We start from the raw sequence: 23,074 nt of genomic DNA on the forward strand, positions 1-23,074 counted from the left end.
CCCTAGGGCCGAAACGCCTTGCCTGCATCAGGTTTTCAGCTCGGCCGCACCGAACGAGACGTTGAACCGGTTGCACCAGATCGAGACGCTGCTGAAGTCCCCGAGGTCGACCTCGCTGGGGATCACGTAGTTCTGGCTGCCCTTGTTGCCCTTCAGTTGCCCGAGGCTCCTGGCCTTGCCGTCGTCGAACACGTGCCAGCCGGCCTTGCCCTCGACAACCTTCGCGTCGCTCAGCCAGACCTCGAGATCGGGACCGTCGGAGGTGTCCAGGTCCTGCAGCCGAAGGATCCGTGAGCCGTCAGCCAGCCGCACGATCGACACCGCTCCGGAGGTGTCGTGCTCGTGCGTGACGAACGTGCCCTTGCTGAGCACCGCCGGGCCCGCGTCCTTGCTCGGAACGAGCGTGCTCGACGGCTCACCGGAAATTGTCGGTGGCGCCTTGGAGGATGTGGTCATGAGAGACGGAGCAACGGTCGGTACGGCGCCTGGGAGGGCCTCGTCGACGACCGTGTCGGTGACGAGCCGCCACGGCTGGAAGAGCGGTAGCGCCACGGCGGCGACCGCGACGACAGCCGCGCCCGCGACCACGCCGATCAGTTTGCGGTGGGAGGCCATCGGGTCGCTCGCTCTCGTTCGATCGGTCCGGGGTGGTGTCTCCGGAGGGGTGGCACCAGTCTGGCCGGACGCGGCGCGGTCCGGGGCGCGCCGGGGCTTACGGCCCGTTGACGTCTGTCGGCGGGCGAGGCTACGCTGTGAGTGTTCGAACAGATGTTCGATTGCCTCGGACCCGGGTTCGTCGGGAGTCCGGAGCGGGGCGATCGGCACAACTGCTCGGCTCCGGTGCGGAGTTGCGGCCGCATCGGTGACCGGCGGACCCGGTGGGCCGGGCGCCGAGGTGGACCTCGACCCCCACCCGGCGCCCACCCACCGGGCCGCTACCCAGGGGAAGTTGGCGTACAGGAGGCGATGGAGCATGTGGGAGTTCGACGAAGCCGTCGAGGTGCGGACCGGCGTCGTGGACGGCATCGAGTCTCCGGAGCAGTTCCTGTGGCGCGGCCGCCTCTGGATGGTGTGCGCGGTCCAGGCGCACTGGACCGAGACCGCCGCCTGGTGGGAGCGCGGGGTGATCGGCTCCGGGGTCGGCGCCACGGCGACCGCCGTCGCGGCCGGATCGTCCGCCGCCGTCGGTGTCCTGGACGCCGACTGGGGCCCGCGCCGTGCGGTCTACCGGGTGGAAGCCGGCTGCGGCCGGCACGCCCGCCGCGAGATGTTCGACCTGGCCCACGACCCGGACTCGGGCCGCTGGCAGCTGGAGCGGGTGACCGACCAGTGACCCTGTCCCGTCTGCTGCGTACGACCAGCCTGCAGTCCCCGCGAGAAGACCAGCCGCTCACGGACTCCGTGGAGGAGTCCGGGCTCCAGCCACTGATCTGTGGAAAGGGTGAGTAACCGATGACCGTTTCACCGGTTTCCCCGGCCGCCGCCGGATCGGCGACCCGCGACCTGTCCCGCGCCCGCGCCGCCCTGGCCGAGGCCCGCGAGACGAGCGACCACCTGATCCGGTACTCGACCGCCCACGTGGCCGCCCTGCGCCTGGCCGCCGCGGTCCTCGCCGTCCGGGCCCGCCCGGTCCGCTCGGGCCCGCGCCGCCGCGTGCAGCGCAACGCCTGGGTCCTGCTCGCCGAGGTAGCGCCCGAGTTCTCCGAATGGGCCAGCTTCTTCGCCGCCGGCGCCTCCCAGCGCGCCGCCGCCGAGGCCGGCCTGGAGCGAGCCGTCAGCATCCGCGAGGCCGACGACCTGATCCGCGAGGTCGAGACCTTCTACGGCCTGGTGGAAGAAAGCCTGCACCTGACCACCCAGCAGACCCTGCCCGAGTACTCCGACCCCCAATCGGTCCTGGCCCAGCCCTGGATGCAGGCCAGCTGACCCCACACCTGGCTTGCGGCGAGTCCCCCGTTCTCACCGCAAGCCGGCCAACCGGGCGGCCTCATCACCCGCCCACCCACCTGAAGGACCCCGGCCCGCCAATCCACCGGGGTCCTTCAGTGCGCCCGCCGCCGGCCGCCCCGCCGCCGACCGCCTATCCGCGTCGCCACCCGCGCATCCGCCTCGCTGCCGAGATGTCCTCGCCCTGGTGCCGCTGCCCGAGCTGCGTCGCGGTCCGGCGTCCGCGCCGTTGCCAAGGCGCAGTCATCGGGGCGTCCGACCACAGTGCCGCTGCCCGCCTCGCGTCGCCGACCCGTCCCTTGTGTCGCCGACCGCGCCCCTGCGTCGCCGCGGTCAGGGCAGGGGCAGCCGAGCTACAGCTGGACCTCGTCCCGCGTTCGGGCGACGCCGTGCGGCGTCCGGCTTATCCGATGCCCAGGCCTGGGTTGCCGGTGGTCTTGCGCTGCCGAGTGTCCTGCGCCATCGCCCCCACGCCCGGCGCGCGGCCGGCGGCCGGGTCCACCTCGGTCAGCGCGGCGGCCGGGATGCCCTTGTGGTGGAGGGCTTCGACGACCGCGCCGGTGAAGCGATCCGGGCGGTTGCTCGTCGCGTGGACGTCGCGCAGGTTCACCCGCCCCTCGGCCAGCAGGGCCAACCGGGGATGCAACTTCGCGAACGCGGCAGCGAACTTCTGGTCACCACGGCTGCTCATGGTCCCGTCCGGATTGGCCCTGTACACCTGCTGCGTCCCGTCCTGCGCGCGCACAGTGAGCCGCACCACGGCGCCCGTGAGACGCGCCTGCTCTAGCGCATCGACCAACGGCCGGTACGGATGCTGCTCGTCGGCGACGACGCTGACCCGGACAGTGGGCGCCTTCGGTGACCGGGGCGCCTGCGAAGGATCCCAGCCGGCCAACGCGGGTTCTCCGGCCTCCATCCGGGCGAGCATCGCGTCGTAGTCGCGCCGGAACATCGTCAGGTACGCCTCACCGGCGGCAGCGCGATGGTGCGAGTCGGAGCGAGTCACCTTGGATCTGCCGTGGCGATCGACCCTGCGCCGTTCGAACTCCAGGTGGTAATCGACCATCACCTTGACCGTGACCGCCTCACCGGACTCGTACACGCCGACCTCGTGCCGAGCACCGGTCGTACTACTGTCCTTTTCGGCAACCTGCTCACCCCAGCTCACGGATGCGGTCACCCCGCCGTCCGCGGTCGTTCCGCCGACGGTCTTGGTGGTGGGCAGCAATCTGTTGCTCTGAGCGGCCAGCTGACTGGTGTGGATCTCGCGGGTGTTCTCGCCGAGCTGGATCCTGCTCCTGTCGTCGGGATCCGAGACGAGTTCCAGCCCGGAGACCTCCGCCCGGACGCGGACCACGACGGTACGCCGCGGATGTCCTGGCACCGGCAGCGGGACGAGCTCGTGGCCCGCCGCGTCGGCCATCTGCCGGAACGCGACGCTCCGGCCGGAAGCCCCGAGCACGGTTTCGAGCGTGGTCCTGTGCCTGCGGACGCCGGCGCTGGAGAGCAGATCCGGCTGACCGAGCCGACGGTAGACCGCCTCGAACAGCGTGTTCACCGGCGCGTCGCCGGTCCGGTACGGCTGGGTACCCTCCGTCAGGTAGTTGGGCGGCAGCGTCACCGGCCGGTGGTCGAACACCTCGGCGGGTTCCTCGGCCTGGACCGGACCGACCACCGACGAGGGAACGAACAGCCCCAGGCGTCCAGTCGACTCCCGCCGGGTCGGAGGCGGCACGGTGCCGACGAGATCTCCGCCGGGCAGCAGCGAGTCCTCCACCTCGACGATCAGCCGGAAATCCCGCTCGACCCGCGTGGTGTCCAGCCAGAACCCCTCGCTGATGCGTGCTTTTACGTCGGACCCGGCCGCGGTCGTGGTCGCGCCGACGCCAGTGCCGACACCGGCCGAGGCGCTGATCCCGTCGGACCCCGCGCCGCCCGCCGTACCGCCGTACGACGTGGTCGCGGAGGCGTTGCGGCTGCGTTCGCGGAACGCCCACAGCTGGACGAGGTTCCACACGTTCTCGTGCTGATCCGCCGGGGCACCACCCTCGACGGTGACCGGTCCGTCGAAGGCGAACCGGACACGCACGCGGAGATTCTGCCGTACTCCGGACCTCTCGATCGGGTACTCGCGGACCAGGCCGCCCGGGTCGAGCATGCTCTCCAGGTGCCCGCGGCCGCGCCGGTCGGCGAAGTCGCCGTTGAGGCCGCTGGTGAGCACCGGATTCTCCAGCGCGGCCGGATCGTGCCGCTCGATCGTGGCGTACACCTCGCGCAGCAGATCGGTGTCGTTGCCCTCCAGGTCCTGCACCGAAATCCGGTCCACTGCCGCAGCGCCCATCGTGGTCCGGTAATGCCGCGGCAATGCGACCTCGACGCGTTGCCGGGTGAGGTCCTCAGCCTTGACGAGTACGGCGGCGAGGGTGTCGTCCGGGGCCGGCCGCAGACCGGCTGCGGACCGCAGCTTGTCCGCCAATCGCTCGGCGGTGTGGGTGACCGCGAGACCGTCGGTCACCCCGGCCTTCTCCTTCAGGTAGCGCCGGATCAGCGCGGTCGCCGTACGCCGGGGGAGTGCGAGGTTCCCGTCCAGCAGTCGCTCGACCGCGTCGGACGCCTTCGCCAGCGGCAGATCCAGGTCCCCCTGCCCGTAGGAGCGCAGGGCGTCGGCCTCCGGAAGGGTGAGCACGATCGCGCCGCTGTCCAGCTCCACCTCACGGACGTCGGCGCCGCCGGCCCGAAGCTCGGCCTGAAGGACCAGGTCACCCCAGAACTGGTAGTGCTGCCCGGCCCGGAACAGGGTCCGCTCGACCCCGGCCGTGCCGGACTCGGTGCTCGCCGAGGATCGGCTGACGGTCTTCGTCGCGGCGAGCGTGCCACCGATCGATGAGCCGTCCTCGTCGACCTGGGCAGCGCCGCCGCTGACTCCGCTCGTCCGGCCGGTGCTGACGCCCGCCGTACTCGTCACGCTGTCCATCGTGGTGTTGAGGTCGGCGATGACGGGGTGGCCGCTGCCGACGTACCGGAGGTTCTGGATCCGGTTGCTGATGCTCAGGCTCGAAGGGCGCGGAGCGAGACCGCGGTGTACGACGGCCCCGAGCAGATCGGAAGGCGCCGGGTTGACGATCAGCCCGGTACGGAACGTGGTGGCGAGCAGCTCCGGCCGGGCGACCAGGTTCCGGGTGGCCAGGAACCCGCTGACGTGGTGCAGGGCAGCGCTGTCGGCGCGAGCCAGCTCCGGGACGGCCTCGATCAGCCGGCCGACCGGATCCCGGGCGTCGACCTGCTGGATCGTTGCCGTCTGCAACAGAGTGGGATCGACCAGGCCGGTGATCGATGGGGTCGGCCGGACACCGCGGTCGCAGAACTCACTGTCCAGGCGAACGGCGGCGCGTCCTTCGGCCACGGCCAGTGGCTCGGAGTCGCCGGTCGAGGTGACCTCGACGATCTTGAGCGTGTGCGGTACGTCGAACACCGCGACCCGCGCGCCGGACTCGGACATCGACATCCGGTAGGCGGAGTTGGCCAGGGTCCAGCTGGAGAACCGGCCGAGCGAGGCCCGCCCGTGGTTGACGCCGACCGTTGGCAGTGCCGGCCCGTTACTCAGACCGAGCTTGGCCGACCACGGCAGGCTTTTCGCGTCGCTGCCGGACCGGGCGACCGAGTTCACGCCCATGTCGAGGTTGACGACAGTGTCGCTGTCGGTGAGCCCGATCAGTTTGGCCCGGTCGAAGTGCTGCTCGACCGTGATCCGGTAGTTGTGCAGACTCGGCGGCAGCCCGGCGCGGTGCTTGCTCAGGTGGAACAGTGCGCCTTCCTGCGTGAGCTGGTCGTAGCCGATCTCGAGCCGCGGCTTCGCGAGTTGCCGACGGGTTCGTTCCAGGTTCTCCGACAGGCTGAGGAGCAGAGCGGGGTCCCGGCCGGTCAGCTCGCCCGGCAGCGGTTGGCCGTCGACATCGAGTGGTGGGACCAGGGAGCCGTCGGAGTGGGCGGCGAGGAACTCGCGCAGCGCGATGTCGGCGCCCTCGAACTCACCGATGATCGCCGGGCCCGCGCCCCGCAGTTGCCCTGGCTCGTTGCCGAGCCAGGCCGGAAGCCGAAGCTCCTCGTCGGTCTCCTGCGGATCGCCGCGGAGCAGCAACCGGCCGTCGGTTCCTCGCCGTGGGATGCCCTCGGCATCGCGTACCACCGCATCCGACGGCACCGGCAGGCCGTAGCGGAACGCTTCCCGCTCGACCATCCGCAAGCAGACGTCGCCTTCGCCGTCGACGGTGAACGCCTCCGCGCGGTCCAGTCGATGGATCGTGACCTTGTGCCGCATCCGGAGTTTCATGGCGAGCGTGGGCCCGAGGCGATGACCGCTCCAGCGAGTGCCTTGGTCGGTGGTGCTCATGCCGTCGTCGGTGCTCGTGGCGCGACCAGCCCGCAGTCCCGGTGCCAGGTCGGCTGCCGTCGTACCGACGTCGGACAGCGGGCCTCCGGCGACGGCCAACGTACCGCTGACCGTCCTGGACCTGCCGGCCGTCCGGCCGCCCACGGCGCCGGAGGTGCCGACGCGCCAGAAGTCGATCTTGTGGTCGGGTGAGCTGTCGCTCAGCAGGTCCGCGGACTCCCGCTCCGCGAACGTCTCCAACTGGGCGTAGGCCACCGGCCGGCCGCCGCTGGTGATGAGTCGCCAGAGTCCGCCCGGCTCGGTGGTCTCGTCCAGCCTGGTCATCGCGTCCTCGACCAGCAGGCCCCGCAGCCTGTCGTAGCCGACGCGGTCGAGCCCGCCGAGCCGTTCACGAAGGCCGTCGACGGCCTGGTCGCACAGCTCGAGCAGTCCGTCGGCCCGGGTGGCGACGTTCTCGGGCAACGACGTACGACGTTCGGCCGACAGACCCAGTGACTGCAGCGAGACGGTCTCCGCGGGCGGACCGACCGTGAGGGTTTCGCCGTACCCGAGATCGAGCGAGGTCGGATCGCCGGCGTCGACGAGGTGCTTCGGGGACCATGGGCCGCGCGCGGACGAACGAATACGCCACGCCCAGCGCGGCTCGGTCGAGCGGTAGTGCAGGATCTGGCCGCGGAGGACCTCGACCGCACCCGTGAACATGAACTCCGTCGCACCACCGCTGGTACTGCGGGTGCAGTTGGTGGCGATCTCTGCGCCGGGGGACGCCAGCGCCGACAGCGCCCTGAGCCTGCTGCTGTCCGGGAGCGCGGCCGCGAGGTCCTTGAGACTCATCCCCGCGGTCACCCCGGTCGCGTCGGTCGCGGTCGTCGTGAGGCCGGCCGCGGCCTGAGTCATCTGCCCGACCCAGGCCTCGTCGAAGTCGACGGGGCTGTCGAGGACCTCCTGCAGTTCACCGGGATCGAGGGTGAGCTCGATCTGGATCAGGTCGTCGACGTCAGCGCGCGGGTCGTTGCCGACGGTCAGGACAACGCCGTCCGGGGACAGTAGCCGCCGGGTCTCCGCACGCAGCGAACCGTGCAGGTCATCCGGCGTGAAGCGGAACGGTGCCTTGCGTTCGGCCAGCGCCTCGTTCAGGTCCCTGCACAGGACTGTCAGGTGCGGCAGCCGGCCCGACGGAAGCGCGTTGTGCTGGACGGTTCTGGACGGCAGCGTGGCGGCCGCCGCGGCTTTGTAAACCTCAATCTGCTCACGGGCTGCCCGAGCCATCGCGTCGACTTCGGCGCCGGATTGGTTGCTGTCGGCCACTACTTGATGAAGGCGGGCGGTTTCTCTCGCCTGCTGCGCGGCTGCCGCACAAGCGGCCGCGATCAGGCTGTACCGTTCGGCCGACGCGAGCTTGCTCGCCGCCTTCAGACGCAGCTTCCGTGCCCGCTCACCCGCGGCATCGTCCTGACCCGCTTCCTGCTCGTCAGCCGTCCTGAGTAGGTCGGCGGCCGCTTCCGCGGCTGCGGCCGCGCTCGCGGTCCGGTTCTCGGCTCGGTGCTCCTGCCGTACGGCGGCCGCTTCTAGGTCGCCGACCTGGCGGCTTGCCCACTCGCCTGCTTCGCCCCAAGGGAGGGGTGGTGGGGGTTGACCGCCGCGGCGGATGGCTGTCGCGAGATCCGCCAGTTCGTTCTCGACAGACTGCAGCGTGCGAGTGCCGCGGCCCGCCAGAGTCTCGTGCCACTCCCGGCTCAGGTGGCGGAATTCGTCGTACTGGGCCTTGGCCAGTCGGTGACGCCGAGTGCCCCGACGGCCCAGCACTGACAGGATCCGTCCGAGAAAGCCGGCCGACTGAGCGCGCTCGTGGCTGGGCAGGCGATGCCGGCCACCGCCCGCCCAGCGGTGTGCTCCGCCCGACGAGCGTTCACTGCCGTCGGCCGAGCGGTGCCGCTCACCGACCAGCCGGCGGTGACGTCCGGGGGAGCGCCGTGACGCAGACACGGTCCGCGGCCTCAGACCGATCCCGTGTCCCGGTGGGCGGCCCTCGAGGTCACGCCGGTGAACGGCCCGCAGGAGATCGCCGCAGTGGTCACGCCCGGTTCCCTTCCGTCAAGCCTGGTTCGACGGTTGTCGTCGCGAGGCGCTGGTCGCTGACGGTAGCAAGGACTGGAGGTCGAAAGTCGGCTGTCTCAACTGACAAACTGCAGTATGTTCCGGGCCTCGGCCGACAGCGAGAAAGCCGGTGCGTGGGGTAGGAGGGAACGGGAAGTAGGGTAGGGAGCGCAGGGTGGACGGGTGTCTGCCGGGGTGTGCGAGGAGGAGCCTTGATGGTCGACCGACGTCGGCGTTCGTTGCGGACGGCGCTGGTGGCCGAGGCGCTGCGGGTTGCGTTGGCCGGGCGGACCCGGACCGACCCGACCGCTGGGCTCGACATCGTGGATCTGGGCGGTGGCACCGGCGGGTTCGCGGTGCCGCTGGCGGTCGAGGGGCACCGGGTGACCGTGGTCGACCCGAGTCCGGACGCGCTGGCCTCGCTCGAGCGCCGCGCTTCCGACGAGGGCGTGAGCAAGCTCGTCCACGGCGTCCAGGGCGACGCAACCGACTTGCCGCAGATCGCGGGCAAGGCAACGGCCGACGCGGTGCTCTGCCACGGCGTACTCGAGGTCGTCGACGACCCGGTCCAGGCGCTGCAGGCCATGGCCTCCGTACTGCGAGACGGCGGCGTCCTCAGCCTGTTGGTTGCCCAGCGCAACGCCGTCGTCCTGGCACGAGCCCTCGCCGGACACCTCACCGAAGCCCGCACCGCCCTCCAGGACCCCGACGGCCGCTGGGGCCCCGCCGACCCGATGCCCCGCCGCTTCGACGAAGCAGCCATCGTCGCCCAACTCGCCGAGGCGGGTTTCATGGTCCACACCGTCCACGGCGTCCGCACCTTCACCGACCTGGTCCCCGCCGCCATCGTCGACTCCGAAGCCGGCGCCGCCGAAGCCCTCGCCGATTTGGACCGAGCCGCCAGCCAGCACCCGGCTTTCCGGGCGCTCTCGCCCCAGCTCCACATCCTCGCCACCCGCTGACCGCTGCTGCCGCAGGTCCCGGCTGCGGGCAGCAAGGTGTTCCGCCCGGGGTCTGGGTCGGCTGGCGGTGATTGCGAGCCCATCGGGTGAGGGGATGTCGGCGTCCAGCTGCGGGCCCTCCCCTCGAGGCTCAGCGAAGCTGAGCGCCAACCACGTGCCGCCGCGGTCGCCCCTCGGGGGTCAGCGGAGCTGAGCGCGCCAGCCACGTGCTGCCACGCCCTCCGCTCGGGGGTCAGCGGAGCTGAGCGCGCCAGCCACGTGCTGCTACGCCCTCCGCTCGGGGGTCAGCGGAGCTGAGTGCGCCAGCGCCACGTGCGGCCGCGGCCACCCCGCGCCAGCCACGTGCCGCCGTGATCACCCCGCGCCAGCCACGTGCCGCCGTGATCACCCCGCGCCAGCCACCCTGCCGTCGTGGCCACCCCGCGCCAGCCACGGCCGCTGCGGCCCCCGTGCCGGATCGCTGGCGAGCAGCCAATCCACCCCGAGACGGCGGCCGATGCCGGATCTCGCGGCGTCCGCAGCAGGCGTCCGCTTGCGGCCCGGCGCAACCAAGGGCGAAGCACCCCATCCACCTCGCTTCCGCCGCCCCGCGCTGGCTACACCCGCGCCTGCGATGGATCCCCCGGCGACGAAGCAGGAACCGGGTCCGCGCTCGTTTAAGGCTCGGCGCGGTCCGCTCCGGTGGCACGCGCCAAGCGGCCGGCCGCGACCACGGGTGATGCACCCCCAGTCAACTCGCCCCCGCCGCCTCGCGCTGTCTACGCCCGCGCCTGCAGTGGATCCCCGGTCGAATCGCCGGCCATGGATCTGCAACACCTGGTGCAGCGCGTGTAGAGCCTTCGTTCGAATGCCCGACCTCCGGTGGGTCACGCTGGGCGGACGTGCACCACTCACCAACCGGCGATTGCCCGGGTGGGTGACGGGGGATTACGCCGCAGGAGACGCCGCCGGCGGTGGTTAGTGAGTGGTGCAGGTTCGGACCGGTACGGGTACCGATGACCTGCGCGCCTCGGCGGGTGTCGACGGTGGCCGCTTGCTGGCCTTCGCATCCGGCAGCCTGATCTTGTGGCTGGACCGACGCCGCCCGACGGCGTGGTGCACGGCCAGCCGAGCCCTGGTTGTCAGAGGAACTGGGGGTGGCTGCGCCCTCGGCGCGGGATCTGTTCAGCCGAAGTCGGCGGGGACTATGTGGAGCTTCTCTGCGATTCGGGCCAGCGCTTTCTGGTCGGTGGAGTTGAGCGCGTCGAGGACAGTACGGCGTACAGACCGCAGGTGGGTGGGGGCGGCCTGCTGTACGAGGTCGAAGCCGGGGGCGGTGAGTTCGGCGAGCGTGTAGCGCCCGTCGGCGGGGTCCGGCGTACGGACGATCCAGCCGCGCTGTTCGCAGCGTTTGACGACGTTGGACAGGCGGGAGAGCGAACCGCTGGCGAGGAAGGCGAGCTCTCCCATGCGCAGTTTGCGCTGCGGTGCCTCGGAGAGGTGGCTGAGCACGAGGTACTCGAACAGCGTGAGGCCGTGTTCCTGCCGCAGCGGCGACTCGAGCTTGCCGGGCAGCAGCAGGACCAGGGAGATCAGCCCCGTCCACGCCGCCTTCTCCTGCTCGTCAAGCCATCGCAGCTCGTCGTCGTCCTGGTGTTCGCTCATCCGCTCTCCTGTGCCGCTCGTCGATCGTCCCGCTCGGGTGAAGTCTGCCATCACTTTGTGCTTGAAGTCATCGCGCGCTACTCTTACTTCAAGCATGAAGTCATGACCGACGGAACGCACCCTACGGACAGGAAGAGGAAACATCATGAGCACCGTGACTTTCGGCGTCGCTGCGGGCTACGGCGAGAAGCTGAACAAGGCCCTCGGCTACAGCGGAGCCGTCCGTGTCGACGACCGGGTCGAGATCTCCGGACAGGCCGGCGTGGACGACGACCTGGTCATCCCCGACGCGCTGGAGGACGAGATCGTCCAGGCCTTCGACAACGTCGAGCGCACGCTCGCGACGGTCGGCGCGACCTGGAAGGACGTCATCCACGTCAACTCGTACCACAAGGTCGCACCCGGAGAGGACGTCATCGGCCCCGACCACAACACGGTCATGGCCGAGCAGTTCCGCCGCCGCCTCGGCGGCCGCGCTCCGATCTGGACCGAAACCGGCGTCACCGTCCTCGGCCTTGCCGCCATGCGCATCGAGATCCGCGTCACCGCGATCGTCGGCTCGGGGAACTGAACCAACGACGGGCCGCAGGCCGCCCGTGGCCGAGAGGGTCGGCGTGGCCGATCCGCCCTCCGGTTCCTCCAGCGACCACTCGCTGCTCGTCAGCATCCTCCGGCCCGTCGAACACGTGGTGAACCGCTCGAGCCGGCCTACGGCCGGCGCTCGAAGTGCGGCGCGCGGAGGTTGGCAGCCGGGCCCGCGGCCGGCGCTCGAAGCGCGGCCTGCGGAGGTCCGCAGCCGGGCCTGCGGCTGGCACTCGAAGGGTGGCGTGCGGAGGCTCGGAGCCGGGCCTGCGGCTGGCGCTCTAGCGCGGCCTGCGGAGGTTCCGAGCATGCCCGCGGCTGGGCGCCTCAAGTGCGGCCTGCGCCGGTGCAGCGTTGAGGACTGCCGTGGGTGGAGGGCCGGCGGCGCCGGCAGTCGCTCGATGGCTCGAGCGAGCAGAGCGGAGCGACCGGTACGAGGCGGCGCGGAAGGTTGGTCGGTCCCGGTGCCGCCTCGTGGATGGTGGTCGGCCTGGTCTCCTCGGCCGACTTCGGCCGGTGCTGCTTCTAGTCGGCTACCTGGATGGCTCGGGCGGGGCAGAGGGCTGCTGCTTCGTGGACGTCGGGGGAGAGGGACTCGGGCGGGGTAGAGGTGACCAGGACGACGATGCCGTCGTCGTCTCGTTGGTCGAAGACCTCGGAGGTGGTGAGGACGCACTGGCCGGAGGCGATGCAGGTGTCCTGGTCGACGGTGACCTTCATGGGATGTCCTTTGCTACCAGGTGACGGGCAGGGAGTAGACGCCGTAGATCTGGGCGTCGTGCTTGAAGTCGATCTGGTCCAGGTCGACGGCGCGGCGGAGGGTGGGGATGCGGCGGTAGAGGGTGCTGTAGACAACCTGCAGTTCCATCCGGGCCAGCGGCTGGCCGAGGCACTGATGGACGCCGAACCCGAAGGCGACGTGGCGGCGGGCGTCGCGTTCGACGTCCAGGGTGTCGGGGTCGGCGAAGGCCTCGGGGTCGCGGTTGGCGATGTCGTTGGGGAAGATCAGCCCGTCGCCGGCGCGGATCTGCCGGCCGGCGTACTCGAAGTCCTCGGTGGCGACGCGACGGCGGCCTCGGTGAGTGATGTTGAGGTACCGCAGCAGTTCCTCGACGGCCCGGGCGACGACCTTCGGGTCGTCGGTGTCGCGCAGTACGGCGAACTGCTCGGGGTGCTCCATCAGTGCGAGGGTGCCGAGGGCAATCATGTTCGCGGTCGTCTCGTGGCCGGCGACCAGCAGCAGGATGCCCGTACCGGCTGCCTCGCGCCGGGTGAGCTCGCCGGTACGGACGCGGTCCGCGAGCTCGGTCAGTACGTCGTCCGCCGGTTCGGCGAGCTTCCGGCCGATCAGGCCGTCGAGGTACTCGATCAGCCGGTCGGCGGCCGCTTTACGTTCTGCCGGTGGCGTCTCCAGGCGGATCAGCATCCGGCTGGTCTCCTGGAAGAAGTCGTGGTCGTCGTACGGGACGCCCAGCAGCTGGCAGATCACCAGCGACGGCACGGGCAGCGCGATGGCCTCGACCAGGTCGGCGGGTTGCGGTCCGGCGAGCAGTTGGTCGATCAGATTGTCGACAATCTGCTGGACGCCGGGCTGCATGGCACGGACGCGCTTGATCATGAACGGCGCGGTCACCATCCGCCGCAGCCGGGCGTGCTCCGGGTCGTCCATCTGGATGAACGCGAAGCTGTCCCGGTCTCGCGAGACGTTCGGGATGCTGTCCGGGTACCCGGTCCGGGTGCTGTCGGCGCTGACGCGCGGATCGGCCAGCAGTGCTCGCTGGTCGGCGAACCGGGTCACCAGCCACGGCGTACTGCCGTCCCAGATCTCCACCTTGGCCAGCCGCTCCTCGGCCTGCAGCGACTTGAGGTCCGGCGGTGGGTCGAACGGGCAACCAGTTGCCTTCGGCATCGGGTAGGCCAGGGGTGCGGTCTGCTCGAGTGTCATCAATCTCCTCTCGACATCACGGAAGTCACCAGGTCACGGGAAGCTTGTGCACGCCGTACACGATCGCGTCGTGCTTGAAGTCGACCTGGTCCAGCGGGACGGCGGCGCGAAGCGTCGGGATGCGCCGGTAGAGCGTGCTGTAGACAACCCGCAGCTCCATCCGCGCGAGTGGTTGCCCGAGGCATTGGTGGACGCCGAAGCCGAACCCGACGTGCCGCTTGGCGTCGCGGCGGACGTCCAGGACATCGGGGTTGTCGAAGACCTCGGGATCGCGGTTGGCGATGTCGTTGGGGAAGATCAGGCCGTCGCCGGCCTTGATCGTCCGGCCGCCGACCTCGATGTCTGCCAGTGCGACCCGGGTCAGGCCACGGTGGGTGATGTTGAGGTAGCGCAACAGTTCCTCGACGGCGCTGTTGACGACGGCCGGGTCGTCGGAGTCGCGCAGGACGGCGAACTGGTAGGGGTGCTCGAGCAGGACAAGGGTGCCGAGGGCAATCATGTTCGCGGTCGTCTCGTGGCCGGCGACCAGCAGCAGGACGCCGATCCCAGCGGCCTCTTCGCGGGTCAGTTCGCCGGTCGTGACGCGCGCGGCCAGTTCGGTCAGGACGTCGTCGCCGGGCTCGGTCAACTTTCGGCCGACGAGGTCGTCCAGGTACGACGTCAGGCGCTCGCGCGCGGCCATCCGTTCTTCCAGCGGCGTCTCGATCCGGATCAGCGCCTTGCTGTTGACCTGGAAGAAGTCGTGGTCGGCGTACGGGACGCCGAGCAGTTGGCAGATCACCAGCGACGGCACCGGCAGGGCGAACTCTTCGACCAGGTCCGCCGGCTGTGGTCCGGCGAGCAGGTGGTCGATCAGGTTGTCGACAATCTGCTGGACGCCGGGTTCCATGGCGCGGACGCGCTTGATCATGAACGGCGCGGTCACCATTCGCCGGAGCCGGGAGTGCTCGGGATCGTCCATCGAGATGAAGCCGACTGGGCTGCCGGTCCTGGGGGTGTTCGGCTGCAGGATGGGAAAGCCGTCTTTGGTTCGGTCGGCGCTGACCCGGTCGTCGGCGAGCAGCGTGCGCTGGTGGGCGAAGTGGGTGACCAGCCATGAGGTGCTGCCGTCCCACAGGGTCACCTTCGACAGCGGCTCCGTGGCCTGCAGGGTCTTCAGCTCCGGCGGTGGGTCGAACGGGCAACCAGTTGCCTTGGGCATCGGATACTGCGGCGAGCCGCCGTCGAGCGGTGCTGTGTCGAGATGGCCGGTGTCGAGCTGCATCGGGTTCCCTTCGGGTGGAGGTTCAGGGGCGGTGGTTCAGGCCGGCAGCGATGCGGCCGGGGGGAGGGGGGAGGCCGCTGCGGCCGGAGGAAGCAGAAGAGGTCTGGGTGGGGTGGTGCGGGGCTGTAGAGGCGGCTCGGCGCAGGATCCGCCGGCTGGCCGTTGCGGCCGGAGGAGGCGGGAGGGGACGAGGTGGGGTGGTGCGGGCGGGATGGATTGCGGGGTGTCGAGGGTGGGCTGGGGGCGACGGTGAGGACTGGGCCTCGGTTGGAGTCGAGGCAGGGGTGGGGTCCTGGCCGGCGGGCTCAGGGGTCCGTGGTTCTGGGGTGGCCGTCACGGGGTGACCGGGGCTTGCCAGATGCCGGTGATGGCGTCGACGAGGCCGGTTGCTAGGTCGGGCCAGGTTTGGCGGGGCATGGGGGTGCCGGCGGCGAGGCCGCGTTCGAATTCGGCGCACATTTGGACGACTAGGCGGCTGGTCATGTCGCCGCGTTCGAGCCGGGCCGGTAGGGGGAGGTCGGACAGGACGTCGGTCAGGCCGTCGAGGATCTTCAGGGCGGTGGGGGAGGACAGCGTGATGTCGGCGGCGATCTCGCGCAGGGCCGGGTCGGTGAGGAGTTGGGCCTTGAAGCGGGCGTACCAGGTCGGGTTGCCCAGTTCGGCCAGGTGGTCGGTGGACGAGTGGACCAGGCAGCCGACCCAGGCGCGGATGTCGGCGCGGTCGTCGATGCCGGCGACCATCTGCTCGCGGAGCTCGTCGATCCGGGTCGTGTGCCGGTGGATGATCGCGCGGACCAGATCGGTCTTGGTGCCGAAGTGGTAGCCGACGGCGGTGTTGTTGCCCTGACCCGCCGCCTCGCAGATCTGCCGGCTCGAGACCGCGGCGACGCCGTACTCGGCGAACAGGCGCTCGGCCGTCGTGAGGATCAGCGTGCGGGTCGCCTGCGAACGGCCGGTGCGGGACTGGAGATCACTGTTGGTCATGGGTCGGTACCTCCGCGTACAGCTTCGTCCGGGAGTACGTTTAAGTCAAGCGCCTGACTTAAACGTGAAGGTGTGGAAGCGTCCGGAGTACGGCGAACAAGGCCTCCGGAGGCCGCTGAATGAGAGCGGTTGCCGGACCGTGACGCGCGGGAGAGGCGGTCAGGGTTTCGTGGACCGCACCGGCGGCCTAGACTGGACTCGGCCTATCGAGATCGCGCTCACCATGGAGGGATCGACGGTGCCCCTCTCGGAAGAAGAGCAGCGCCAGTTCGAGCAGCTCGAACGTGCCCTCGCTGCGGAAGACCCGAAGTTCGTCTCCGCCATGCGAGGAACCAATGTGCGCTTGTACTACAAGCGCCGGGCAGTTCTGGCCGGCGTTGGATTCGTGCTGGGCATCGTGATTTTGATGACCGGCGCGATCATTCCCAACACCATCATCGGCGTCATCGGTTTCGTGGTGATGGTGGCCTGTCTGTACGTCGCGGCGCTGAGCATGAAGCGGATCAGCAACGCCGGCGACGGTGACGACCTGCCGCCGCCCCCGCCGCCGACCAGCAAGAAGCACCGGACCAGACACGACTCGTCCGGCAGCTTCATGGAGCGGATGGAAGACCGCTGGCGCCGGCGGCGCGACGAGGACCTCTGAACCCGCGCTGACCGGTTCTGCGACCACACCCGCGCCGCGCGCCGGGTGTGGTTCTGGTTTGCCCGCTCGATACATCACTCCCGGTCACTGTGGGTACCGGTGGACCGCACGCGTTCAGGCGGTCGCCAGGTCGCCACGGTCGTCGTTGGGAGTCGAGCATGAGCATCGGAGTCGGGATCTTCCTGATCGCCGTCGGGGCGATCCTTGCCTTCGGGATCCGGGACAACGACGCCGGGGCGGTCAACCTGACCGTCGTCGGGGTGGTGATCATGCTGGCCGGCGCGGCGGGGATCTGGTTGTCGTACAAGATCACCAACGACCGTCGGCGGGTGCCGACCGATGCGATCGACCCGGCGGTCGAGGAGCAGTACCGCACGGTCGAGGCGAGCCACGAGCACGACGAGCACCACACCCGCATCGAGCACCGCCCCGAGGGCGCGCCGAAGTCTGCCAAGTCGGCGAAGCCTGCAAAGTCGGCGAAGGCACGGCCGCAGCCGATCACGCCGCAGCCGGTTGAGTCGGACGTTGGCGAGCACTTCGATCCGGTCCAGGCGGTCGACAAACCGCGTACGCCGGAGCAGCCGACGCAGGCGCCTGTCGAGGAGCCTCCGACTGGGGACCGCACTGTCGAACTGGACCCCACTGCCAGCGGCCTCCCGGAGCAGCCGCGCCGGCGTACCAACTGACATCTCCACCAACAGAACCCCTGGACCAGATGGTCCGGGGGTTCTGTTGGTCGATGGGGGGAGGCGAGTTTGCAGGCGCGCCGGTCGGTGGTGGGGGTGAGGGGTCCACGGGGCGCCGGTGGTGCTCGTGGAGGATGGGGGCACGCCGGTCCCGGACCTGGCCGGCTGCGCCGGCGGGTGGTGGAGGTGTGCGGTGTGCTTGCAGGCGCGCCGGTCGGTGGTGGGGTGAGCGGTCCACGGGGCGACGGCCGTGCTCGTGGAGGGTGGCGGGGCAGCGTCGGCCTCGGACCTGGCCGGCTGCGCCGGCGGGTGGTGGAAGTGAACGCTTGGTGGTGGGGAGGGTGGGCTGTTCACGCGGCGCCGGCGGTGCTCGTGGGTGGTGTCGGGTGTCAGTCCGCGGGGCGGCTTCGGCGGGGGAGGACTGTGCTGCGGATTCTGGCCAGCAGTAGGTCGAACTCGTCCAGCAAGTCCGATGCCTCCGTGCTGCCTCGGTTGAGGTACCAGCGCCAGGACGGTGGCAGCAAGCGGGCTCGCCAGCGTTGCACGAGTTTGGCTTGGCTCCACAGGGCCTTGCGGACGTCGGCGGCCTCGGTGCGCAGGTCGACTTCGGCGTCGGCGAGGCCGGCGTAGCGGACTGCTTCGAGGCCGCGGGCCAGGCGGTGGGCCTGTGGATGGACGGACTCGGGGAGTTTGCTCGCCATCCAGTCGCCGAGCTGGCGCGGTGTGGAGCTGTCGGACCAATCGAGGCCGAGGTCTCGTGAGGTGTCGCGGATCTCCGCCCACAGGCCCTCGACGCCGAGGCGGCCGGGTGGGCGCGCGAAGCGGCGGCGGCGGGTGAGTGAGCGGATCAGCCACGGGATGCCGAGGACGAAGATCACGACGACGCCGATGCCGATCGCCTTGGCGCCGCCGTTGCTGAACCAGTTGCCGGAGTCCACCGGGACGAGACCGTTGTCGTCGGGCAGGTTCCGGTCGCCGGGGCGCTCGAGCTCCGGGTCCGTGGAGGAACCCGGCGTGGTCGGTGCGGTCGTCGGCGCGGCGGTCGGTGTCGACGGCAGCGGCTCGGCCGGCTCGGTCCAGCTCGGGGTGCTCGCGACCCGCGCCGAGGGCGTCGGCTCGAAGCGGACCCAGCCCTGCCCCTGGAAGAACAGCTCCGGCCAGGCGTGCATGTCGTGCATCCGTACGACGTACTGGCCGTTCTTGCCGGGCTGGCCGGGCAGGAAGCCGATACCGACGCGCGAGGGGATGCCGAGCACGCGCGCCATCAGCGCCATGCCGGTGGCGAACTGCTCGCAGTAGCCGACCCGGTCCTGCAGCAGGAACTTGCGCAGCGCCGTCATCCCGCTCTTGTTGTCGGTGTCGGTGCTGTAGGTGAAGTCCCCACCGCGGAAGAAGCTCTGCAGCGCGACCGCCTGCTGGAACCGGTTCTCACCCGCGTCGGCGACGACCTTCTCGGTCAGCTCCCGGATGTCGTCCATGTTCCTGGTCGGGATCTGGCTCGTGTAGGAGTCCGGCTCGGTACCGGGCGGGGTCGCCTGCAGCAGCTCCGGCGTCAGCGGCAGCTGGTAGGCCTTGAGCCGGTAGTTCTTGCCGGCCACCCCACCGCCGCCGTTCGTGGACACGACGTCCAGCGACGAGGGCTCGTAGCGCCAGCGGTCCTTCAGCGAGATCGAGCGCAGCGGGTACGGCACGGGCGCGAACTGCGACCGCAGGTTCCGGCTCACGTCGATCTTCATCTCGGTGGTCGGCACCTTGCTCAGGTCGCCGTTGAAGCCCGGCGGGGCCTGCAGGTCGTTGTCGGGAACCTTCTGGCCCTCGGCCCGCGGCGAGATCCGCCAGGTGTTGCCGTCGAACTGGTCGAGCGCGGTCAGCCGCAGGTACGTCCCGCCCGGCGGGCCACCGGTGTAGGTCAGCGCGGTGACGTTGTCGCCGCGCTTGAGGTTCTTGCCCATGTCGAGCATCGGGTCGGTCGACGTGATCGACGCGCCGATCCCGGTGCCGGTACCGCCGCCGGCGAGACCGTTGCCGATGACACCTTCCGGCAGCGCCGGCAGCAGGGCCGGCAGCAGCGCGGCCAGGGCGATCACGCTCAGGCCGATCCGGCGGCCGGCCTGGCCGAGCGCGGAGGCCTCGATCGGTTCGGACGCGTCCAGGTGCGAGACGCCGGAGATCCGGCGCCCCCAGCGACTCAGTCTGGTCCGGCCTTCCGCGGCCAGCAGCACGATGTAGCCGACGGCCGGCGGGATGAAGAGCAGGGCCGGCAGTCCGCCGTGCACGGTCGCGGCGGGCACCGTGTACATGGTGAGCAGCAGCAGCCCGGCCCACGCGGCCTGACGCAGCTGTACGGCGATCAGGTGGATCAGCAGCCCGGTGGCCGCGATCACCGACGCCGCGAACAGGGTCAGGTGGTCGTCGGCCGGCAGCGGCGCGCTGAAGCGGTTGATCGCGCTCATCGCGTTCACCATCTGCTGGTTGAACTCGAGCGCGGTCTCCTTCCACGGCAGCAGCCCGAACCGCAGCGTGTCGCGCAGGAAGATGAACGACAGCATCTCGACCAGCACGACCAACTGCACCACCGGTACGACGAACCGCGGGGCGCGCAGGTTCTGCAGCAGGATGCCGGTGCCGGTGACGGCGGCGCACAGGAACGCACTGATGAACAGGAACGGCCCGGAGAACACCGGTGTCAGCACCAGCGCGCCGAGCACCGTCGCCGCCCAGGCAGCGAGCGAGATCCTCACGTGACCGGTCATGCGATCCTTCCGCTTCGTAGTCCCAGGCTGGACCACACGGTGGGTAGGGGATCGCCGCGGCGGACTCTGGCGACGCGCCAGCCGTTGCGGCGGAGTTCGGACTCGGTGGCGTCCGTGGCGGCGGCCAGGCGGTTCGCCTTCTCGGTGCCCTCGACGCCGACGGCCCAGCTGACCGCGTCGAGCAGCAGCGCGACGCCGGTGGCCTGGCCGGTCCGCCAGCGGTTCAGCGCCGTGATGTCGTCGCTCGTGCAGGCACCGACGACGGCGATCGCGAGGCTGGGCTCCTGGACGTGCCGGTCGACCGTGAGCAGCGGGCCGATCTCGGCGTACTTGTGCTCCTCCACCGTCGCGCACTCGGTCAGCACCTGCTGCGTGGTGAGCGGCTGGTGTACGGCGGTCGAGGTGCGGTGGGTGATCGCCGACAGCGTCGTCGGTCCGCCGAGCAGGGTGGTGACGTAGCCACGCCGGATCCGGTCGGCGCCGATCGACGCGACCGCGCTGACCGACCACTCCAGACTGGACGACGGGCCGTGCCCGTGGTGCGAGATGGTGCGGGCGTCGAGGAAGATCGCGCACCGGCTCTGCCAGGGCTGCTCCTCGCGGCGCACCATCAGCGACCCGCGACGGGCCGTCGAGCGCCAGTGCACCCGGCGGAGGTCGTCGCCGTCGCGGTACTCGCGAACGGTCGCGTCCTCCTCACCGGCCGACGCGATCGCGCGCGGCCGGTTCTCGCCGGATCCCGCGCGGTCCGAGCCGAGCCGCACCTCGGGCAGCTTGTGCACCCGGGGCGTGACCAGCAGGTACTGGCTGCGCGCGAAGGTCCGGCTCGTCTCCACCAGCCCGAACGGGTCGGCGACCGTCAGCATCAACGGCCCGACCTGGAACAGCCCGCGCACGTCCGACTTCACCGGATAGGTGACGGTGCGCTTCCAGTTCGGGCTGACGCGGTCCACCACGAACCGCGGCCGGTGGCCGAGCACGTAGGGGATCCGGTCCTCCAGCAGCAACAGCCCGGCCGGCATGCGCCCTTCGTTGCTCAGGGCGAGCTCGACCGTGGCCGGCGTACCGACGGTGACCTGGGCCGGCGCGAGGCTGCGGCGGACCTGCAGCCGCAGCCGGGTGCGGCCGACCACCAGAGCGGCCACGACCGGCAGCGCGACCAGGAGGATGCCGACGCGCAGCAGGTCCTTCTGGCCGAGCAGCAGAGCGCACAGCGACGCGGTGATCCCGGCAGCGACGAACGCCCGCCCCCGGGTGGTGAGTCCGCGCAGTGCCTGCCTCATGCCTCAGTCCCGGCGAGTGCGGGGCAGCGGCACGGAGGCGACGAGCCCGGTGATGATGTCCGACGCACCGCGACCACCGAGGTGGGCCTCGGCCGCCGGGAGCACCCGGTGAGCAAGGACCGGTACGGCGAGCTCCTGCAGGTCGTCCGGCAGCACGAACTCGCGCGAGTCCAGTGCCGCGGCGGCCCGGGCGGCCCGGATCAGGTGCAGCGTCGCGCGGGGGCTGGCGCCGAGGCGCAGCTCCTGCGAACGACGGGTCGCACCGACCAGGGCGACGGCGTACTCCTTGACGGACTCCGACACGTGCACCGACTGGACGGTCTTGACCAGCCGCAGCACCTGCTGGCTGTCGGTCACCGGCTGCAGGTTGTTCAGCGGGTCGGTGGCCGAGTGACCGTCGAGCATCCGCAGTTCGGCGGCCGGCTCGGGGTACCCCATCGAGACGCGCGCCATGAAGCGGTCGCGCTGCGCCTCGGGCAGTGGGTAGGTGCCCTCCATCTCGATCGGGTTCTGCGTCGCGATCACCATGAACGGCGTCTCGAGCTGGTACGTCGTGGTGTCGACGGTGACCTGGCGCTCCTCCATCGACTCCAGCAGCGCGGCCTGGGTCTTCGGCGAGGCCCGGTTGATCTCGTCGCCGACCACGATGTTCGCGAACACCGCGCCCGGCTTGAACTCGAAGTCGCGGACCTCCTGGTTGAAGACCGACACGCCGGTGATGTCCGACGGCAGGAGGTCGGGCGTGAACTGGATCCGGCGCACGGTGCAGTCGATCGAGCGGGCCAACGCCTTGGCCAGCATCGTCTTGCCGACGCCCGGTACGTCCTCGATCAGTAGATGTCCTTCGGCGAGCAGCACGGTGACTGCTGTCTCGACGACATCGGGTTTGCCTTCGATGACTGTCTCGATGGCTCGGCGGACCCGTCCCGCCACCTCTGTCAGCTCGTCGAAGTCCATGGCCGAGCTGGTCGCGGTGGTGCTCACCCTGAGTCCTCCCATTGGTTGTTGGCCGACTCATTCTGACCCGGGCCAGGGGTCGGGCCTAGCCCTGCGCGGAATTCGTTACCGGCTGTTTCGGCACCGATGAAAGTAATCCTCACCCGGTGTCGCTGATCCATCACCTGTCGGGGTGGATCTTTCCCACCCAGCCTACGAGAGGAGCGAAACGGGGCAGATTTGGTTGACGGTGGGGCAAAGTGGAGTAAGGTGGAGCGCAGTGGTACTGATTTGGTGGAAATCAGCTCGACCTGAGACGGAGAGTCCGCAACGGGGAGGTGGAGCGTGTTCCTTGGAACGCACTTCCCCAAGCTCGACGACAAAGGTCGGTTGTTCCTGCCGGCGAAGTTCCGCGACGAACTTTCCGAGGGTCTGGTGATCACCCGCGGGCAGGAGCGTTCGCTGTCCGTGTGGCCCGAGGCGGAGTTCGTGCAGCTGACCGAGCAGTTGAAGCAGGCTCCGATCACCAACAAGGGTGCCCGGGACTACCTGCGGATGCTGTTCGCCGGAGCCTCCAACGAGGTGCCGGACAAGCAGGGCCGGGTCACCATCCCGCCGATGCTGCGCGATTACGCGGGACTGGATCGCGACTGTGTCGTCATCGGGGCGATGAACAGGGTGGAGATCTGGAACACGGAGAACTGGACCAGGTACTCCGCGGAACAGGAGCAGGCGTTCGCCGACCTGTCCGAGGAGGTACTGCCCGGGATCTTCTGAGCAGTGCGACAACTGGGCTGCGACAACTGGACAGGGGAACACCGGACGTCCGGTGAGATCACGGGTCCGACTTCCGACCTGGGTGTTGGCGCCACTTCCCCGGTGCCAAGGCGACAGGTACTTCCCCGGGAGGCGAACCCGCGATCTGACCGGACGACAGGTGTTCCTCCGCGGATCT

Annotated in this window: 17 protein-coding genes; 7 read left to right on the forward strand and 10 right to left on the reverse strand. The window is 70.2% G+C overall.

What is annotated here, in order from left to right; genetic code table 11:
- Positions 1–27: 27 nt before the first annotated feature.
- Positions 28–615, reverse strand: a complete 588-nt coding sequence (locus HDA39_RS05020) for a DM13 domain-containing protein (RefSeq protein ID WP_184794063.1) — start codon at positions 613–615, stop codon at positions 28–30.
- Positions 616–973: 358 nt separating this feature from the next.
- On the opposite strand from HDA39_RS05020, the gene HDA39_RS05025 reads away from it, so the two are divergent.
- Both HDA39_RS05025 and HDA39_RS05030 read left to right on the forward strand, forming a co-directional pair.
- Entirely contained in the window at positions 974–1,333 is a 360-nt protein-coding gene (locus tag HDA39_RS05025) for a DUF6504 family protein (RefSeq protein ID WP_184794064.1), read from the forward strand.
- Between the two features lie 119 nt (positions 1,334–1,452).
- On the forward strand, positions 1,453–1,926 hold the full coding sequence (locus HDA39_RS05030; RefSeq protein WP_184794065.1) for an SAV_6107 family HEPN domain-containing protein: 474 nt from the start codon (positions 1,453–1,455) through the stop codon (positions 1,924–1,926).
- Positions 1,927–2,350: 424 nt separating this feature from the next.
- On the opposite strand, the gene HDA39_RS05035 is transcribed toward HDA39_RS05030, so the two are convergent.
- The gene (locus HDA39_RS05035) at positions 2,351–8,143 is read right to left on the reverse strand and encodes a hypothetical protein (protein WP_184794066.1); all 5,793 of its coding nucleotides are present in this window, start codon (positions 8,141–8,143) and stop codon (positions 2,351–2,353) included.
- A 506-nt stretch (positions 8,144–8,649) separates the two neighbouring features.
- Here HDA39_RS05035 and HDA39_RS05040 point away from each other — a divergent pair.
- Entirely contained in the window at positions 8,650–9,396 is a 747-nt protein-coding gene (locus HDA39_RS05040) for a class I SAM-dependent methyltransferase (RefSeq protein WP_184794067.1), read from the forward strand.
- Between the two features lie 1,164 nt (positions 9,397–10,560).
- On the opposite strand, the gene HDA39_RS05045 is transcribed toward HDA39_RS05040, so the two are convergent.
- A complete protein-coding gene (locus HDA39_RS05045) occupies positions 10,561–11,040 on the reverse strand; it encodes a MarR family winged helix-turn-helix transcriptional regulator (protein WP_184794068.1) in 480 nt (159 codons plus the stop codon).
- Between the two features lie 145 nt (positions 11,041–11,185).
- Here HDA39_RS05045 and HDA39_RS05050 point away from each other — a divergent pair, with 145 nt between their 5' ends.
- Positions 11,186–11,611 carry a Rid family hydrolase gene (locus tag HDA39_RS05050; protein WP_184794069.1) on the forward strand — a complete coding sequence of 142 codons (426 nt, stop codon included), beginning with the start codon at positions 11,186–11,188 and terminating at the stop codon, positions 11,609–11,611.
- A 536-nt stretch (positions 11,612–12,147) separates the two neighbouring features.
- Here the strand turns inward: HDA39_RS05050 and HDA39_RS05055 are convergent.
- The 4 genes from HDA39_RS05055 to HDA39_RS05070 all read right to left on the reverse strand — a co-directional run bounded on the left by HDA39_RS05055 (position 12,148) and on the right by HDA39_RS05070 (position 15,815).
- Positions 12,148–12,342, reverse strand: a complete 195-nt coding sequence (locus HDA39_RS05055) for a ferredoxin (protein ID WP_184794070.1) — start codon at positions 12,340–12,342, stop codon at positions 12,148–12,150.
- Positions 12,343–12,355: 13 nt separating this feature from the next.
- Positions 12,356–13,567 (reverse strand): cytochrome P450, encoded by a 1,212-nt coding sequence (locus HDA39_RS05060; protein ID WP_184794071.1) that lies wholly within the window; start codon positions 13,565–13,567, stop codon positions 12,356–12,358.
- Between the two features lie 25 nt (positions 13,568–13,592).
- Positions 13,593–14,831 (reverse strand): cytochrome P450, encoded by a 1,239-nt coding sequence (locus HDA39_RS05065; protein WP_184794072.1) that lies wholly within the window; start codon positions 14,829–14,831, stop codon positions 13,593–13,595.
- 333 nt (positions 14,832–15,164) lie between these two features.
- Positions 15,165–15,815, reverse strand: coding sequence for a TetR/AcrR family transcriptional regulator (locus tag HDA39_RS05070; protein ID WP_184794073.1), 651 nt, complete (start codon positions 15,813–15,815; stop codon positions 15,165–15,167).
- Positions 15,816–15,984: 169 nt separating this feature from the next.
- On the opposite strand from HDA39_RS05070, the gene HDA39_RS05075 reads away from it, so the two are divergent.
- Positions 15,985–16,461 carry a DUF3040 domain-containing protein gene (locus HDA39_RS05075; RefSeq protein ID WP_337925634.1) on the forward strand — a complete coding sequence of 159 codons (477 nt, stop codon included), beginning with the start codon at positions 15,985–15,987 and terminating at the stop codon, positions 16,459–16,461.
- 158 nt (positions 16,462–16,619) lie between these two features.
- A complete protein-coding gene (locus HDA39_RS05080; protein ID WP_184794074.1) occupies positions 16,620–17,147 on the forward strand; it encodes a DUF6458 family protein in 528 nt (175 codons plus the stop codon).
- Between the two features lie 389 nt (positions 17,148–17,536).
- Here HDA39_RS05080 and HDA39_RS05085 read toward each other — a convergent pair whose 3' ends face one another.
- Genes HDA39_RS05085 through HDA39_RS05095 form a run of 3 tightly spaced genes read right to left on the reverse strand, consistent with a single transcriptional unit; the run spans position 17,537 to position 22,125 of the window.
- Positions 17,537–19,900, reverse strand: a complete 2,364-nt coding sequence (locus HDA39_RS05085) for a transglutaminase TgpA family protein (protein ID WP_184794075.1) — start codon at positions 19,898–19,900, stop codon at positions 17,537–17,539.
- Positions 19,897–21,183 (reverse strand): DUF58 domain-containing protein, encoded by a 1,287-nt coding sequence (locus HDA39_RS05090; RefSeq protein ID WP_184794076.1) that lies wholly within the window; start codon positions 21,181–21,183, stop codon positions 19,897–19,899. Before HDA39_RS05090 ends, HDA39_RS05085 begins: the two co-directional genes overlap by 4 nt.
- Before the next feature lie 3 nt (positions 21,184–21,186).
- The gene (locus tag HDA39_RS05095; RefSeq protein WP_420488794.1) at positions 21,187–22,125 is read right to left on the reverse strand and encodes an AAA family ATPase; all 939 of its coding nucleotides are present in this window, start codon (positions 22,123–22,125) and stop codon (positions 21,187–21,189) included.
- A gap of 339 nt (positions 22,126–22,464) precedes the next feature.
- On the opposite strand from HDA39_RS05095, the gene mraZ reads away from it, so the two are divergent.
- Positions 22,465–22,896 (forward strand): division/cell wall cluster transcriptional repressor MraZ, encoded by a 432-nt coding sequence (gene mraZ, locus HDA39_RS05100; RefSeq protein WP_184794077.1) that lies wholly within the window; start codon positions 22,465–22,467, stop codon positions 22,894–22,896.
- Positions 22,897–23,074 lie beyond the last annotated feature (178 nt).

The sequence above is a fragment of the Kribbella italica genome, assembly GCF_014205135.1.
Lineage (GTDB): Bacteria > Actinomycetota > Actinomycetes > Propionibacteriales > Kribbellaceae > Kribbella > Kribbella italica.

What these genes read in the sequence shown, in the direction of transcription:
- HDA39_RS05040 (WP_184794067.1), top strand. Translation starts at nt 8,650, where the DNA reads ATGGTCGACCGACGTCGGCGTTCGTTGCGGACGGCGCTGGTGGCCGAG.
- HDA39_RS05020 (WP_184794063.1), bottom strand. Translation starts at nt 615, where the DNA reads ATGGCCTCCCACCGCAAACTGATCGGCGTGGTCGCGGGCGCGGCTGTC.
- HDA39_RS05065 (WP_184794072.1), bottom strand. Translation starts at nt 14,831, where the DNA reads ATGCAGCTCGACACCGGCCATCTCGACACAGCACCGCTCGACGGCGGC.
- HDA39_RS05070 (WP_184794073.1), bottom strand. Translation starts at nt 15,815, where the DNA reads ATGACCAACAGTGATCTCCAGTCCCGCACCGGCCGTTCGCAGGCGACC.
- HDA39_RS05055 (WP_184794070.1), bottom strand. Translation starts at nt 12,342, where the DNA reads ATGAAGGTCACCGTCGACCAGGACACCTGCATCGCCTCCGGCCAGTGC.
- HDA39_RS05025 (WP_184794064.1), top strand. Translation starts at nt 974, where the DNA reads ATGTGGGAGTTCGACGAAGCCGTCGAGGTGCGGACCGGCGTCGTGGAC.
- HDA39_RS05045 (WP_184794068.1), bottom strand. Translation starts at nt 11,040, where the DNA reads ATGAGCGAACACCAGGACGACGACGAGCTGCGATGGCTTGACGAGCAG.
- HDA39_RS05030 (WP_184794065.1), top strand. Translation starts at nt 1,453, where the DNA reads ATGACCGTTTCACCGGTTTCCCCGGCCGCCGCCGGATCGGCGACCCGC.
- HDA39_RS05050 (WP_184794069.1), top strand. Translation starts at nt 11,186, where the DNA reads ATGAGCACCGTGACTTTCGGCGTCGCTGCGGGCTACGGCGAGAAGCTG.
- HDA39_RS05060 (WP_184794071.1), bottom strand. Translation starts at nt 13,567, where the DNA reads ATGACACTCGAGCAGACCGCACCCCTGGCCTACCCGATGCCGAAGGCA.
- HDA39_RS05080 (WP_184794074.1), top strand. Translation starts at nt 16,620, where the DNA reads ATGAGCATCGGAGTCGGGATCTTCCTGATCGCCGTCGGGGCGATCCTT.
- HDA39_RS05090 (WP_184794076.1), bottom strand. Translation starts at nt 21,183, where the DNA reads ATGAGGCAGGCACTGCGCGGACTCACCACCCGGGGGCGGGCGTTCGTC.
- HDA39_RS05085 (WP_184794075.1), bottom strand. Translation starts at nt 19,900, where the DNA reads ATGACCGGTCACGTGAGGATCTCGCTCGCTGCCTGGGCGGCGACGGTG.